The following is a 15,011-nucleotide window of genomic DNA, read 5'->3' on the forward strand; positions in this document are numbered from 1 at the left end:
CCGAACATCACGAAATTGCGATCACTTGGTGAGCGGGCAGCCGCTCTCCTTGGCGGACGGGAACGCCTTGTCGCCGGGCACCACTGCGAGCTGCTTGTAGTAATCCCAGGGCTTCTTGGACTCCGACGGTTTCTTGACCTCGAACAGATAGAGGTCGTGCACCATGCGGCCGTTTTCGAGCACCTTGCCGCCCTGGGCAAACACGTCGTCGACCGGCAGTTCCTTCAGCTTCTTGGCCACCGCGTCGGAGTCCTTGGTGCCGGCGGCTTTCACCGCTTTGAGATATTGCAGCGTCGCGGAGTAAGTGCCGGCCTGAATCATGTTGGGCATGCGGCCGGTCAGCTTCATGAAGCGTTCCGAGAACGCGCGGGTCTTGTCGTTCTGGTCCCAGTAGAAACCCTCCGTCAGCACCAGCCCCTGCGCGGCCTGCAGCCCGAGGCCGTGCACTTCGGCGAGCGTCATCAGCAGGCCGGCCAGCTTCTGGCCGCCGGCGACGATGCCGAATTCCGCCGCCTGCTTGATCGAATTGGTGGTGTCGAGACCGGCATTGGCGAGCCCGATGATTTTCGCCTTCGAGCTTTGTGCCTGCAGCAGGAACGATGAGAAGTCCGACGAGTTCAGGGGAATGCGAACCGATCCCAGCACCTTGCCGCCATTTGCGGTGACGATCTCGCTGGTATCTTTTTCGAGCGCATAGCCGAAAGCGTAATCGGCGGTCATGAAGAACCAGCTATCGCCGCCAGCCTTGACCAGCGCGCCGCCGGTACCGACCGCAAGCGCGTGGGTATCGAATGCCCAGTGAAAGCCGTAGGGCGTGCAGGCGTCACCGGTGATGCGTGAGGTCGCCGCACCGACGACGATGTCGATCTTTTTCTTTTCCCCGGATAGCTGCTGCACGGCGAGCGCCACCGACGACGTCGTCAGTTCGGTGATCATGTCGACACCCTCGACCTCATACCAGCGTCGCGCGATGCTGGAGGCCAGATCGGGCTTGTTCTGATGGTCGGCGGTGATGATCTCGATCTTCTGACCGAGCAAGGTAGTGTCACCAAAATCCTCGATCGCCATCTTGGCGGCCTCGAAGGAATACTTGCCGCCGTAATCAGCATAAACACCGGATTGGTCGTTCAGGATGCCGATCTTGACCCCCTGCGCCGACGCCGGAACCGCAAGCAACAAACCGCATGCCGTAACGGCAGCCGGCAACATTCCCGATTTCATATTGGCCTCCCCAGGATTCTTGTTAGGGTTCTTGTTTCGAGATTCTCGTTTCGAGCATGATATTTTATAACCCTGCGACTGCCCACCTATTTCGCATGCGCCATTAGTATCGAATGCGTCACGACGCGAAATCGATGATCGGCGATCCGCTATCCGGCGGACGCCGGGGTTTTCTTATGCGATCCATCCGCGAGGTTGCGCACGATCATGTAGAAGATTGGCGTGAAGATCAGCCCGAACAAGGTCACGCCGAGCATGCCGAAGAACACCGCGACGCCGACCGCCTGACGCATTTCCGATCCCGAGCCGGTTGAAACAACTAGCGGCAGCACACCGAGAATGAACGCGAAGGACGTCATCAGGATCGGACGCAGCCGCAGCCGGCAGGCCTCGATGACCGCTTCCAGACGCTCGCGGCCCTCGAGCTCGATATCGCGGGCAAACTCGACGATCAGAATGGCGTTCTTCGCGGCCAATCCCACCAGCACCACAAAGCCGATCTGGGTCAGGATGTTGACGTCCTGCCCCATCACCCGCACGCCGATCGTCGCAGCCAGCAAACACATCGGCACGATCAAAATCACCGCGAACGGCAAGCTCCAGCTGCCATATTGTGCGGCCAGCACCAGGAATACGAACAGCACGCAGATCGGAAACACATAGAGGCCCGCATTGCCGCCGGTGACCTGTTGATAGGACAGGTCGGTCCAGTCGTACGAGAAACCGCTGGGCAGTGTTTGCTCCGCCAGCCGCTTCATGATGTTGATCGCCGTCGTCGAACTCGTTCCGGGCGTCGTATCGCCCTGAAGTTCGGAGGATGGATACAGATTGTAGCGCGCGACCCGGTCGGGTCCCGAGGTGTCGTGGAAATCCACCACACTGCCGAGCATCACCATGTCGCCAGCCGCGTTGCGCGTGCGCAAACGGGCGAGATCGGAAGTCTCCTTGCGGAATGGCAGATCCGCCTGCGCGGTGACGTGGTAGGTCCGGCCGAGGATATTGAAGTCGTTGACATAGGCGGAGCCGAAATAGGTCTCGATGGCATCCGTCACACCCTGGATCGGCACACCAAGTTTCTGCGCCTTGATGCGATCGATATCGACGAACACCTGCGGTGTATTCGCGGTAAATGGCGAGAACACCGAGGTCAGCCCCGGCTCCTTGCCGGCCGCCGCGACGAGTTCATCGGTGGCCGCCGCCAGCAATTCGGGACCACGGCCCTGCCGGTCCTGGATACGCATGGTGAAACCGCCGCCGGTACCGATGCCGGGAATCGACGGCGGCGGAATGACGATAATGAAAGCACCCTCGAGCGCCGACAGCCGCTTTCGTAGTTCGCCCGTGACGCTGGCGGCGGTCAGTCCCTTTTTCAACCGCACTTCCGGTTCGTCGAATACCGGAAATAGCGCGGCTGCATTGCTGGCCTGGGTGCGGGTCGCACCGGACAATCCGGCGAACACCGCCACGCGAACGATACCGGGCGTGTCCAGTGCAATCCTCTCGATCTCACGGACGACCTCGGTGGTTCGCGCCAGCGAGGCGGCGCCGGGCAATTGCACCGAGACGATGATGTAACCACGATCCTGCGCCGGGATGAACCCTTGCGGTGTTGTGACGAGCAGCCATCCGGCACTGCCGATCAATGCCACATAGATCAGCAGCATGACAACCGAATGCCTGATCACGAATTCGGCGGCGCTGCCATAGAGATGCGATAGCCGGTCAAAGCCGCGGTTGAAAACGCCGGTGAACTTTTCCCAGCCGCGCCCGATTATATTCCAGCTTGGGAGGGGACGCTTCTCCGCGTGCGGCTCCAGGATCAGCGACGCCAGCGCGGGTGAAAGCGTCAGCGAGCAGAAACAGGAGATCGCGGTCGCCACCGCGATCGTGATAGCGAATTGCTGAAAGAACTGTCCGGAAATGCCGCCGAGGAACGCGGTCGGCACGAACACCGCGCATAGCACCAGCGCGATCGACACCAGCGCGCCGCCGACTTCCTCCATCGTGCGCAACGCCGCATCACGCCGGCTCATGCCGTCGCGCAGATGCCGCTCGACATTCTCCACCACCACGATCGCGTCGTCGACCACGATCCCGACCGCGAGCACGAGGCCAAACAGCGTCAGGTTATTGATTGCAAAGCCGAGCGCAGCCATCGCCGCGAAAGTGCCGACCAGCGACACCGGGATCGCGACGATGGGAATGATGGCGGGACGCCAGCCCTGCAGAAACACCAGCACGACAATGACGACGAGGGCCATCGCTTCATAAATCGTCTTGATCAGTTCGCTCACCGACTGCGCGATGAACTCAGTCGGGTTGTAGCCGATGTTGTAGTCGAGCCCCTTCGGGAAGTCGGCCTTGAGCCTGACCATCGCATCGGAAATGTTTTTCGCCGTCGCCAGGGCGTTCGAGCCAGGACGCTGGGTCACCAGCATCGCGACCGCGGTTTTCCGCAGCAGGAAACTGTTGGTGGTGTAATCCAACGCGCCCAGTTCAATCCGGGCCACGTCACGCAGCTTCACTGTGCGCCCGTCGGATCCGGCCTTGACGAGGATATCCTCGAATTGCCGGATATCCTTCAACCGGCCGGTGAAGGTGAGATTGGGCTGGAAAGCCCGGTCCGCGATCGGCGGCGCGGCGAGCTGGCCGCCGGTGATCTGCAGGTTCTGGGCGCGGATCGCGGCCAGCACGTCGCCCGCGGTTAGTCCCAGATTCGCGATCTTGTCGGGATCGAGCCACAGCCGCATGGAATAATCGCGCGCGCCGAAAATCTGAATGTCGCCGATGCCATCAAGCCGAAGCAACTGGTCGCGCACCTGAAGCAGCGCATAGTTGCTGATATAGAGCTGGTCGAACGTGTCGTCGGGCGACAGCATGAACACGACCATCAGGATGTCGGGGCTGTTCTTGCGCGTGACGACGCCGTTGCGCTGCACTTCATCCGGCAATTGCGGCTGCGCGATCGCGACCCGGTTCTGAACCAGCACCTGCGCCTTGTCGAGATCGGTGCCAAGCTTGAACGTGACGGTGATCGTGAGCTGGCCGTTCGAGGTCGCCTGGCTGTAGAGGTAGAGCATGTCCTCGACGCCGTTGATCTGCTGCTCGATCGGCGCGGCGACGGTATCGGAAACGGTTTGCGCGGAGGCGCCGGGATATTGCGTGGTGACCACCACGGTCGGCGGCACGACTTGCGGATATTCCGCCACCGGCAACGTGGTGTAGGCGATGGCGCCGACGATCAACAGCACGATCGACATCACCATCGCCAGGATCGGACGATTGATGGAAAGCTGGCCGAGGTTCATGTCTTGTTACCGGCAGGAGCGGCCTTGGCGGCGTGCGGGCTTACCTTCGCCCCGACGCGCGCGCGCTGCAGGCCCTCCACAATCACCCGGTCTTCCGGCTTCAAGCCCTCGCGGATCACGCGCAGGCCATCGTCGAGCGGACCGAGGGTGACCGCCCGCGCCTCCACAGTATCGTCATCCTTGACCACGAAGACGATCTTGCGCGTCTGGTCGGTCGCCACGGCCACATCCGGTATCAGCAGCGCTTCGTAGGGCGCGCTGCCGATCAGCCGCACCCGGCCGAACTGGCCGGGCAGGATCGAATAATCCTTGTTCGGGACCACCGCCCGCTGACGCAGCGTACCGGTCGAAACATCCAGCCGGTTGTCGATGAAATCCATCTTGCCTTCACGCGACGGCTTGGTTTCGCCGGTCAGCGTCACTTGGACCGGATTTGGCGTGTCGCGCGAACTGGGACGCTTACCTTCAAAGTACAGCCGATTGTCTTTGAGATAAGTCGCCTCATCGACATCGAAATAAATGTAGATCGGATCCAGCGAGACGATCGAAGTCAGGAGCGTCGATGCACCGTCGCTGCCCTGCACGAGATTGCCGACGCTGACGAGATGGCGGCTCACCCTGCCGTCGATCGGGGCCACCACATGGCTGAATTCGATATTGAGCTGCGCGGCCTTGAGCAGGCCTTCGGCCTGTGTCTCCGCAGCCTTTGCCGCCTGCAAAGCCTGGCGGCGCTGATCGACCACCTGTTCGGAGACCGCACTGGTCTGGACCAGATTGAGGCCGCGATCGAGTTCGCGCTTGGCAAGCTCCGCCTTGGCGCGCGCATCCGCGAGCTGGCCGTCAGCCTGTTGGGCAACGGCTTCGAAGGGACGGGAATCGATGACGTACAACAGGTCTCCGGTCTTGACGAAGGCGCCGTCGCGGAATTCGACGCTGTTGACGAATCCGCCGACCCGGGCGCGGACCTGAACTTCTTCGACCGCTTCAAACCGCCCGGTGAACTCGTCCCAATCCGTGACCGTGCGCTTGGTCGGCTGCGCAATCGTCACCGGTGGCGCGGCAGCCGCGGCTGGCGCTGGCGGCTTATCGCCGCAGCCGGACAAGGTGACTGCGATCAGAACGACCAACGGCCCAAGATGGCAGAATGAACGGACATTGACAGGCCGAGCTAACCGCTCCGATTTCTCCGTCACGCGCAATTCCATCTCCTCTGCACTTTTTGCCGCGATCAAACGAGGCACCGTCACCTGCGGCAGGATCAAGACGAGATCGCCCCGCAGTCTGTTCAAGAACCGGCCGGGATCAAGCAAAATCGTTACGCACCGGCGCGGCAGGCTCCTAGCTACACCCGCGCCAGCCGATATTATTGTAAAAATCTACCAGAGACCGCATCGACCGCTGGTAGCACCGGGACGCTCGCCCAAGCATCCGTCCAGACGTCTTAAAACTGTCGCGCAAAGCGGGGCGGGGATCATTTTGTGGTTCCCCTCCTCGCAGTTACTCCGCTAAATTGTCTGCAAAGCTACAATAAAAATCAGATCGTCCGGGGAGGACAACGTCGTGCACAAGGGACGTGCTGTTTGCAGTGCGGCAGGCGGAAGCATGTTCGGCCGTCGCGCCGCCATGGTCGAGCCGAGCGATGAGTCTGCGGCCCGCGCGTTTCCTGCGGCCGTCGCCATGCGCGATCCCGCAACCTCCGCGATCGATAAAATCCCCAAACGAAAGACCGACAGTCCCGCGCAGATGCGCGGAATGCTTTTTCTGGCCGCATAAGATCATCGGAGGAAAAATGTATCCCGGCAAGCAAGCTTATCTCCGTCCCCTGCAGCCCGCCTTCATCATGGCAAACTCCGGCGAGACCGTGAGCTATGCCGAGCTGGAAGCGCGCAGCAATCGCCTCGCGCATTTGTTTCGCAACCACGGCATGAAGCGGCTCGATCACTATGCGATCTACATGGAGAACAACAGCCGCTACCTCGAAGCCTGCGCCGCGGGCGAGAGATCCGGCCTGTATTACACCTGCGTCAATTCGTACCTGACGGGAAGCGAACTGGCTTACATCGTCGATAACAGCGAATCCCGCATTCTCATCACATCGGTTGCAAAGCTTGAGGTGGCGCGGGAGGCCCTCAAGCTCTGTCCGAAGATAGAACTCTGTATTATCGTCGATGGCGAGAGCGAGAGCGAGAGCATCGTCGGCCTGCAGGAAGCGACGCGCAGATTGCCCAGGACACCCATCGCGGACGAGTGCATCGGCACCGCGATGCTTTATTCGTCGGGTACGACCGGACGGCCGAAAGGCATCTTGCGGCCGCTGGCCGAGAATCCGCCGGCACAGCAAATGCCGCTGTTCGATTTCCTGCAAAGGCTCTGGCAGTACCGCGAAGGCATGATCTACCTGTCGCCGGCGCCGCTTTATCATTCGGCGCCACAGGCCGCGGTCAACCTCGCCATCCGGATCGGCGCCACCGTCATCATCATGGAGAGCTTCGATCCGGAGCGTTATCTCGAACTGGTCGAGAAATGGGGCGTGACCCACAGCCAGTTGGTGCCGACCATGTTCTCGCGCATGCTGAAGCTGCCGGAAGCCACGCGGCGTCGCTACGATCTGTCATCTCTCGAGATCGCGGTCCATGCCGCGGCGCCCTGCCCGTCCCTGGTGAAGGACGACATGATCAAATGGTGGGGACCGATCATCCATGAATATTACGGCGCCACCGAAGGTCTTGGATTTACCGCATGCAACAGCACCGAATGGCTGGCGCACCGGGGAACCGTCGGCAAGGTGCTGCTCGGCGAACTCCACATTCTCGATCAGGACATGCAGCCATCCCCCGCCGGCAAGCCCGGCACGGTCTGGTTCAAGACCGCATCGCCGTTTGAATATTTCAAGGACCCGAACAAGACCAGCGAAGCCCGCTCGCCCGATGGCAGCATGAGCACCGTCGGCGACGTCGGTTATGTCGACAGCGACGGCTATCTGCATCTGACCGATCGCGCGACCTTCATGATCATCTCGGGAGGCGTGAATATCTATCCGCAGGAATGCGAAAACCTCCTAATCACCCATCCCAAGATCGCGGACGCCGCGGTGTTCGGCGTTCCCAATGCCGATCTTGGCGAAGAGGTCAAAGCGGTGGTGCAGCCGATGCCGGGGATCGCGGCGTGTCCGGATCTCGCCGAGGAGCTGATTCAGTTCTGCAGCCAGTCGCTGTCGCGCCAGAAAGTGCCGCGCTCGATCGACTTTGAGGCGGAACTGCCGCGGCTTCCGACCGGAAAACTCTACAAGCGGTTGTTGCGCGATCGCTACTGGGGCGACAAGACCTCGCGAATTCTGTGAGGGAACGTTATCCGATCCTGCGCGGTATTCCGCGCCAAACAACACGTCTGGATTGTGCCGGCGAAGAAACCTACCCGCTTAATCGGCCCGCCATTTCCAGCTTTGTGGCAAAACCGCGGCTTGATTGATCGCTCGGTTTTTGCTGAAATACGGGCAGGCTGAGGTGTCAAATGAAGTGGATCAAGGAGCGCGACCTTTTTATCGCGCAAACCATGGCGTTCGTGCAATCCGTCACCGGCAAGAAGCCGGCGGCTGAAGCGCGGATGACCCCGCTGGACCTTCTGTTTCAGTCGCCCCTGGTCCAGTCCCCTCTGGCCCAGTCAGCGCCGGTTGACGAGATCGCGGCGGAAGATCGGCGAGTCGAGATTTTGAAGGCCGAGGCCGTACAGGCAGCCGCTGTGCAGACGGGGACGCTGAAAATCGAGACCGCGCAGTCCACTCTCTCGTCCCCGGCCATCACTGACGTCCGCCAGGAAATCCGCGGAAGGATCGCTGCGTTTCGCGCCCATCAGGAGCTTTTCCACCGGGAACGCGATGCCTATTACAATTCGGTCCTGACACGGGTTCACGCAGCGACGGGGCATGCGTCCGGGGCGCCGGACGACCAGCCCTCCAAGTCTTGATTCTAAAGTCCTGATCCGGGCCTTTTGCCCTCGGAAACGCCTCCCATGGCGTGAATTTTGCAACTTTTCACCGGATCGCCGTTGCCAGTAACGCGCGAAACTAACCTGAGGAGCAACGCCATGATGCTACTGAATCGCAGAAATTTGCTGGGCACGGGATCGGCCATGCTGGCGCTTGCGGCATTCGGCAACAAGTTCGCGCTGGCAGCGGGAACGCCGGGATTGACCACCCACATGCTCGACACCGCCAATGGCAAGCCTGCGGAAGGCGTCAAGATCGACTTCAGCGTACTCGAGGGCAGTGCCTACAAGCTGATCCGGACGGTTCACACCAACGCCGATGGCCGCAACGCTGAGCCCCTGCTGACGCCGGAAAACATGAAGGCCGGCCAATATGAGCTGGTGTTCTATATCGGCGAATATTTCACCAAGCTCGGCACCGTGCTGCCCAATCCGCCTTTCCTGGAGAAGGCCGTGATTCAATTCGGCATGGCCGATGCTGCATCGCATTATCATGTGCCGATTCTGGCCACGCCCTGGAGCTACACCACCTATCGCGGCAGCTAACCTTCCACCGAGGTCAAGCGAGGGCACCGACATGATGATCCATCGCAGGACGTTGTCTTCCTTGATTGGCGCCCTCGTGCTTGCCTTGATGTCCGTCTTGCTGCCTGGGCCATTCACGATTGCAGCCGCGATCGCCGGCCCGGCAGACATGGCGCCGGTCAACGCCATGGACCGCGCCGCCTTCGTTCAAAAGTTCGGCGGCATTTTCGAGAACTCGCCCTGGGTTGCCGAGCAGGCGTGGGAGAAGCGGCCGTTTGCCAGCCTCGATGACATGCATGCGGCCATGGTCGCCGTGGCGAAATACGCCCCGGCAACCCTGCAACTCACGCTGCTGCAGAGCCATCCTGATCTGGCCGGCAAGGAAGCCCAGGCCGGCGCGATGACGGCGTCATCGGTCGCCGAGCAGGCCAGCGCCGGGCTCAACGCGCTCTCGCATGACGAGATGACGCAGATCTCGAACCTCAACGCCGCTTATAAGAAGAAATTCGGATTCCCCTTCATCATCGCGGTGCGCATGCACACCAAGGAGGGCATCCTGTTCGAATTTAACCGCCGGCTGCAGAACGACACCCAGACCGAGTTCGCCAATGATCTGCAGAACGTCTACATCATCACGCGGTTGCGGCTGAACAAGCTGCTGGATGCAAGCTAGCGTTTTCGAGCGAAGTGGGCACCGGTTCTCCGTTCCGATTCAATCGGAACGGAGATTTTAAAATCTTCGCGCGACATTTTGCTGGTCGCTGGCCAGATTTTCGGCCTCGACCGCCCGGCGAAATCCATCGCGGGCTTGCAAGCGTTGCCAATAGGCCGCGACCGCCGGTCCAAAATCCCTGGAAAGCCCGATCCTCTGCGCCAGCAATAGCGCGTAGCCGACCGAGATATCGGCCGCGGTAAAGCGGTCCGCGCAAAGCGTCTCGCTTTTGGCTGTTGCGGCTTCCACCGCGCGCAACCGGCCGAAGAACCATTTCGCGTAATCGGTCGCCACCTGCGGACTTCGTCGTTCCTCCGGCTCAAGCTGCGTGTAGCGCAGCACCAGCGTCTGCGGAAATGTCAGCGTCGCCTCGCCGAAATGCAGCCAGTTGATAAACGCGCCGTAGTCGGGCTCATCGACGCCAACCGCGAGCGGTGTCGGTCCGTAGCGCGACACCAGATACTGCGCGATCCCGGCGGATTCCGTCATCCGCGTTTCGCCATCGAGCAAGAGCGGAATGGTGCCGAGCGGATTGATGCCAAGATATTCCTTGGCGAAGACCCTCGGCGGAAACGGCAGCATCTTGAGTTCATAGGGCAGTCCAAGCTCTTCGAGCGTCCAGAGCGGCCGGAACGAGCGCGCCGCCGCGCAGTGATAAAGCGTGATCATACCGTTTCGCCTTTATCATTGAGGGCGACATGCGGCGATCAACCAGGTTCATGCGCCTGCCACGTTAGAATTATTCGATGCAACAAAATTATCAGTGCAACAAGATGGTTCGATCCCGTGATTTGCTACCACGAAGTGTGCTAGCATTGGGGGTCTGATCATGGTGAGGGGGCGGGAATGCACCTTGCGAGAGCGCCTATCGGCCTGCTGATTGCGGGCGCCGTTGCATTTGCAGCAACCGCCACAGTTCGGGCGCAGCCTGCCGCAAGCGGGCCCCCGGCGGTAGGTATCATTGAAGTGGCCAAGCGGCCGATTACCGAATCCAGCGAATTTCTCGGCAGGATCGAGGCAGTCAATCGGGTTAACGTGGTCGCGCGCGTAACCGCCTTTCTGGAAAAGCGGCTGTTCAAGGAAGGCACCGAGATCAAGACCGGAGATAAACTCTATGGTCTTGAGCGCGCACCGTTCGAGGCCGATCTCGCGTCGAAGCAGGCGCAGGTGGCGCAGTTGCAGGCGACGCTCGAAAACGCCAAATTGACCACCGACCGGGCGCGGACCTTGCTCGGCGGCCCGGCCGGTCAACAATCGACCTACGACGCCGCGATTGCCAACCAGCGCAGCTTCGAAGCGCAGGTGCAGTCCGCCCAGGCCCAGGTGCAATCCTCCCAGATCAACCTCGACTATACCGATATCCGCTCGCCCATCGACGGCTTGGTCGGTCGCACCGCTGTGACCGAAGGCAACGTTGTCACCCCGGGGGCGGGCGTGCTGACAACCATCGTCAGCCAGGATCCGATGTACGTTACCTTCCCGATTTCGGTGCGCGAGGAGTTGGCGTTGCGCGAACGTTACGCGACGCGAGGCGGTTTCAACGCGGTCGTGATCAAGCTTCGCCTGCCGGACGGTCGCCTTTATGAACAGACCGGCAAACTGAACTTCGTCAACAACACCATCGCGCAAAGCACCGACACCTTCCTGATGCGCGGCGACATCCCCAATCCGACACTGCATGATCCTGCCACCACGGACGGTTCGATACGCGAACTTACCGACGGCGAATTTGTCACCGTGTTGCTGGAAGGGGTCCAGCCGGTCGAGGTGCTGGCGGTTCCGCGCTCCGCCGTGCTGTCGGACCAGCAGGGCGATTATGTTTTCACGGTCGGCGCGGACAACAAGGCCGAGCAGCGCAGGATTCAGCTTGGACAGTCGACCTCCACGGTGGCCGCCGTCATCAGCGGGATTTCGCTCGGCGACAAGGTGATCGTTGAGGGCCTGCAACGGGTGCGCCCGGGCCAGCCAGTCTCGCCCGGGCCGGCGAGCGCGCTGATCCAGTCCAGCATGAGGGCCGTCGCAAGTGACGGCCGTACGCAGATCGATGGAGGCGGCGCCGGCGAAGCGAAGCCAGCGGGCAACGGCCGATGATTTCCTCCGTCTTTATCGACCGTCCCCGTCTCGCGATTGTGATTGCGATCGTCATCAACATCGCGGGTGCCCTCGCGCTGCTGCAGATTCCGGTATCGCAATTTCCGGACATCGTGCCACCGCAGGTCACCGTGACGGGCGTATTCCCCGGCGCCTCCGCGGATGTGGTTGAGACCAGCGTCGCCCAGCCGCTCGAGGCGCAAGTGGTCGGCGTCGATCGCGCGCTGTATATGAAATCCACCAGCGGCAACGACGGCAGCTACACGCTCACGGTGTCGTTCGCGCTCGGCACCAATCCTGACATCAACACCGTGAACGTGAATAACCGCGTTCAAACCGCGATTTCGCAACTGCCGCCCGAGGTGCAGGCGCAGGGTCTGGTGGTGCAGAAAAAATCATCGGCGATCCTGCAGTTCATCGTGCTCTACAGTGACAATGGCAAGCAGGATCCGCTGTTCATCACGAATTATGCCATCATCAACGTGCTCGACGCGATTTCTCGCACTCCCGGCGTCGGCCAGGCCAGCCTGTTCGCGAAACTGAATTATTCGATGCGAATCTGGTTCGATACGCAGCGGCTCACCAGCCTCAATCTGGCGCCCTCCGACGTCATCGCCGCAATCCGTGCCCAGAGCGTGCAGGCGCCGGTCGGCCGCATCGGCGCGCGGCCGATCAGTGACCAGCAACAATTCCAGTTCAACGTGCAGACGCTGGGAAGGCTGACCACCACGGAGCAGTTTGGCAAAATCGTATTGCGGGCGAATCCGGATGGCTCGGTGCTGCGGATCAGCGACGTCGCCCGCGTCGAAATCGGCGCGCAAAATCTCGACAGCGAATCGCGGATCGATGGCCGCGCCGGTGTGCCGATCGGCATTTATCTTGCGCCCGGTGCCAATGCCGTGACGACGGCGAAGGCCGTGCAGACGACCCTGCACAACCTGTCGGGACGGTTTCCGGCGGGGCTCACCTATCTGGTACAATACGATTCCACCACGTTTGTGAGCGACACCATCGCCGAGGTGCTCAAGACGCTTGGCGAAGCTTTCGTCCTCGTGGTGATCGTGGTGTTTTTGTTCCTTGGCAATTTGCGCGCCACCGTGATCCCGGCAGTTGCGGTTCCGGTCAGCCTGATCGGCGCCTTCGCCGTGCTGCTGGTGCTCGGCTATTCGGCCAATACAGTGTCGTTGCTGGCGATGGTGCTCGCGATCGGCATCGTGGTCGATGACGCCATTGTTGTGGTCGAGAACGTCGAGCGCGTGATGGAGGAAGAACCGGATCTTTCGCCAGCCGACGCCACCAAGAAAGCCATGGCCCAGATCACCGCGCCGATCATCGCTATCACGCTGGTGCTGCTGTCGGTGTTCGTGCCGATTGCCTTCATTCCCGGAATTTCCGGCACGCTGTTCCGCCAGTTCGCGGTGACGATCAGCGCCGCGATGGTGATCTCGGCTATGAATGCACTGACACTGTCACCCGCTTTGTGTGCGGTGTTCCTGCGTCACAACGGACCGCCGCGCGGCATCATGGGGCGCGTGCTCGGCGGCATCGACTGGGTTCGCGACCGCTACGCCAGCGGCGTCCGCAGGCTGGTGCGAATGGCCGCACTGTCGCTCGTGCTGGTGGTGGTGTTCGCAGGCGGCGTATTCGGCGTGTCGCTCTTGACACCGACCGGGTTCCTTCCGGAAGAGGATCAGGGCGCATTCTTTATCTCGGTGCAATTGCCGGACGGCGCATCGGTGGCGCGTACCAGCGAGGTAACCAAGCAGGTTGAAGACCTGCTGAAGCAGATGCCCGCCATCGAACACACGCTCTCGATCGTCGGCTTTTCGCTGCTCGACGGAGCCTCCGAGCCGAACAACGCCTTCATGGTAGCGCGGCTGAAACCGTTCGCGGACCGCAAGGCGGCGGCCGATTCGGCGCAGGCGCTGATCCGGCGTACGTTCGGCGCGGGCTCGCAGATCCGGCAGGCCAACGTGCTCCCGTTCAATCTGCCGCCGATCATCGGGCTCTCGACCAGCGGCGGTTTCGAATACCAGCTCGAAGCGCTGGAGGGGCAGGATCCGGTCGCGATAGGCAGCGTTACCAGCGGGCTGATCGGCGCCGCCAACCGTAACCCGCAGCTCGCACGCGTGTTCTCGACCTTCACGGCGACCAACCCGTCGGTTTTTCTCGACATCGACCGCGCCAAGGCGCAGGCGCTCGGTCTCAACATCAGCGACGTATTCACCGCATTGCAGGCGACGCTCGGCGGCATCTATGTCAATAACTTCAATCTCTATGGCCGCACCTGGCAGGTCAACGTTCAGGGCGAGGCATCCGATCGCGGCGACATTTCCGACATCTGGCAAATCTATGTGCGAAACGCCACCGGCGAGATGGTGCCGATCCGCTCCATCGCGAGCCTCAAGATCGTGACCGGACCGCAGGTGATCACCCGCTATAACAATTACCGGTCGGTCACGGTGAACGGCAGCCCGGCCGCGGGCATCTCGTCGGGCACAGCGCTCGCCGCCATGACGGACATTTCCAGTAACACGCTGCCGGGGGGCTACAGTTTCGAATGGACCGGCACCGCCTATCAGGAGCACGAGGCCTCCGGCCAGACCGGCACCATTCTCGCGCTGGCGGTTCTATTCGCTTATTTGTTCCTGGTTGCACTCTATGAAAGCTGGATGATCCCTATACCCGTGCTGCTGTCGGTCGTCGTTGGCGTGCTCGGGTCTTACCTCGGCATCAAGATCGCCGGCTTGAATCTCGATCTTTACGGCCAGATCGGGCTGGTGGTGCTGATCGCACTGGCCGCCAAGAACGGTATCCTCATCGTCGAGTTCGCCAAGGAGCAGCGCGAGAGTGGCGTCGCGATCGCAGACGCCGCGATAGCCGGTGCGCAGATGCGCTTTCGCGCCGTGATGATGACCTCGATTGCCTTCATTCTCGGTTTGCTGCCGCTGGTCGTCGCCACCGGCGCCGCCGAGATCAGCCGCAGGGCTGTCGGGACCGCTGTTTTTGGCGGCATGCTTGCCGCCAGCTCGATCGGGATCTTCCTGGTGCCTATGCTTTACGTGACGTTCCAGCAATTGCGCGAACGGGCGAAGAAGCGCTTCGGCGAAGCCGGCAACATGCCGCATCCACCGGCGACCCGCGCCTGAAGAGAGCGCAGAGCGGGGTTG

11 protein-coding genes are annotated in these 15,011 nt (G+C 61.4%); 7 read left to right on the forward strand and 4 right to left on the reverse strand.

Translation table 11 applies throughout. The annotated features are described in order from the left end of the window. Positions 1 to 21: 21 nt before the first annotated feature. From HB676_RS21825 to HB676_RS21835, 3 genes are all read right to left on the reverse strand, one after another. Entirely contained in the window at positions 22 to 1,221 is a 1,200-nt protein-coding gene (locus tag HB676_RS21825; protein WP_213740274.1) for an ABC transporter substrate-binding protein, read from the reverse strand. A 149-nt stretch (positions 1,222 to 1,370) separates the two neighbouring features. Continuing rightward, on the reverse strand, positions 1,371 to 4,529 hold the full coding sequence (locus tag HB676_RS21830; RefSeq protein WP_213740276.1) for a multidrug efflux RND transporter permease subunit: 3,159 nt from the start codon (positions 4,527 to 4,529) through the stop codon (positions 1,371 to 1,373). Continuing rightward, a complete protein-coding gene (locus HB676_RS21835) occupies positions 4,526 to 5,818 on the reverse strand; it encodes an efflux RND transporter periplasmic adaptor subunit (RefSeq protein WP_249780389.1) in 1,293 nt (430 codons plus the stop codon). Before HB676_RS21835 ends, HB676_RS21830 begins: the two co-directional genes overlap by 4 nt. Before the next feature lie 313 nt (positions 5,819 to 6,131). Here HB676_RS21835 and HB676_RS21840 point away from each other — a divergent pair, with 313 nt between their 5' ends. The 5 genes from HB676_RS21840 (at position 6,132) to uraD (ending at position 9,711) form a co-directional block, all read left to right on the forward strand. Then, the gene (locus HB676_RS21840; RefSeq protein WP_213740278.1) at positions 6,132 to 6,302 is read left to right on the forward strand and encodes a hypothetical protein; all 171 of its coding nucleotides are present in this window, start codon (positions 6,132 to 6,134) and stop codon (positions 6,300 to 6,302) included. Positions 6,303 to 6,318: 16 nt separating this feature from the next. Continuing rightward, positions 6,319 to 7,869 (forward strand): AMP-binding protein, encoded by a 1,551-nt coding sequence (locus HB676_RS21845; protein ID WP_213740280.1) that lies wholly within the window; start codon positions 6,319 to 6,321, stop codon positions 7,867 to 7,869. Between the two features lie 170 nt (positions 7,870 to 8,039). Further along, positions 8,040 to 8,492: a hypothetical protein gene (locus HB676_RS21850; protein WP_213740281.1), complete on the forward strand. Its 453-nt coding sequence runs from the start codon at positions 8,040 to 8,042 to the stop codon at positions 8,490 to 8,492. A gap of 165 nt (positions 8,493 to 8,657) precedes the next feature. After that, entirely contained in the window at positions 8,658 to 9,059 is a 402-nt protein-coding gene (uraH, locus tag HB676_RS21855; protein ID WP_213740554.1) for a hydroxyisourate hydrolase, read from the forward strand. 31 nt (positions 9,060 to 9,090) lie between these two features. After that, positions 9,091 to 9,711 (forward strand): 2-oxo-4-hydroxy-4-carboxy-5-ureidoimidazoline decarboxylase, encoded by a 621-nt coding sequence (gene uraD, locus HB676_RS21860; RefSeq protein ID WP_213740282.1) that lies wholly within the window; start codon positions 9,091 to 9,093, stop codon positions 9,709 to 9,711. Positions 9,712 to 9,768: 57 nt separating this feature from the next. On the opposite strand, the gene HB676_RS21865 is transcribed toward uraD, so the two are convergent. Then, entirely contained in the window at positions 9,769 to 10,419 is a 651-nt protein-coding gene (locus HB676_RS21865) for a glutathione S-transferase family protein (RefSeq protein ID WP_213740283.1), read from the reverse strand. Between the two features lie 177 nt (positions 10,420 to 10,596). Between HB676_RS21865 and HB676_RS21870 the strand changes: the two genes are divergently transcribed. Next, positions 10,597 to 11,841, forward strand: a complete 1,245-nt coding sequence (locus HB676_RS21870; RefSeq protein WP_213740284.1) for an efflux RND transporter periplasmic adaptor subunit — start codon at positions 10,597 to 10,599, stop codon at positions 11,839 to 11,841. Then, the gene (locus HB676_RS21875) at positions 11,838 to 14,990 is read left to right on the forward strand and encodes a multidrug efflux RND transporter permease subunit (protein WP_213740285.1); all 3,153 of its coding nucleotides are present in this window, start codon (positions 11,838 to 11,840) and stop codon (positions 14,988 to 14,990) included. The genes HB676_RS21870 and HB676_RS21875 overlap by 4 nt, the downstream gene beginning before the upstream one ends. Positions 14,991 to 15,011: the final 21 nt, after the last annotated feature.

Source organism: Bradyrhizobium sp. dw_411 (genome assembly GCF_018449695.1).
Lineage (GTDB): Bacteria > Pseudomonadota > Alphaproteobacteria > Rhizobiales > Xanthobacteraceae > Bradyrhizobium.

What these genes read in the sequence shown, in the direction of transcription:
- HB676_RS21825 (WP_213740274.1), bottom strand. Translation starts at nt 1,221, where the DNA reads ATGAAATCGGGAATGTTGCCGGCTGCCGTTACGGCATGCGGTTTGTTG.
- HB676_RS21830 (WP_213740276.1), bottom strand. Translation starts at nt 4,529, where the DNA reads ATGAACCTCGGCCAGCTTTCCATCAATCGTCCGATCCTGGCGATGGTG.
- HB676_RS21840 (WP_213740278.1), top strand. Translation starts at nt 6,132, where the DNA reads ATGTTCGGCCGTCGCGCCGCCATGGTCGAGCCGAGCGATGAGTCTGCG.
- HB676_RS21845 (WP_213740280.1), top strand. Translation starts at nt 6,319, where the DNA reads ATGTATCCCGGCAAGCAAGCTTATCTCCGTCCCCTGCAGCCCGCCTTC.
- HB676_RS21850 (WP_213740281.1), top strand. Translation starts at nt 8,040, where the DNA reads ATGAAGTGGATCAAGGAGCGCGACCTTTTTATCGCGCAAACCATGGCG.
- uraH (WP_213740554.1), top strand. Translation starts at nt 8,658, where the DNA reads ATGCTGGCGCTTGCGGCATTCGGCAACAAGTTCGCGCTGGCAGCGGGA.
- uraD (WP_213740282.1), top strand. Translation starts at nt 9,091, where the DNA reads ATGATGATCCATCGCAGGACGTTGTCTTCCTTGATTGGCGCCCTCGTG.
- HB676_RS21865 (WP_213740283.1), bottom strand. Translation starts at nt 10,419, where the DNA reads ATGATCACGCTTTATCACTGCGCGGCGGCGCGCTCGTTCCGGCCGCTC.
- HB676_RS21870 (WP_213740284.1), top strand. Translation starts at nt 10,597, where the DNA reads ATGCACCTTGCGAGAGCGCCTATCGGCCTGCTGATTGCGGGCGCCGTT.
- HB676_RS21875 (WP_213740285.1), top strand. Translation starts at nt 11,838, where the DNA reads ATGATTTCCTCCGTCTTTATCGACCGTCCCCGTCTCGCGATTGTGATT.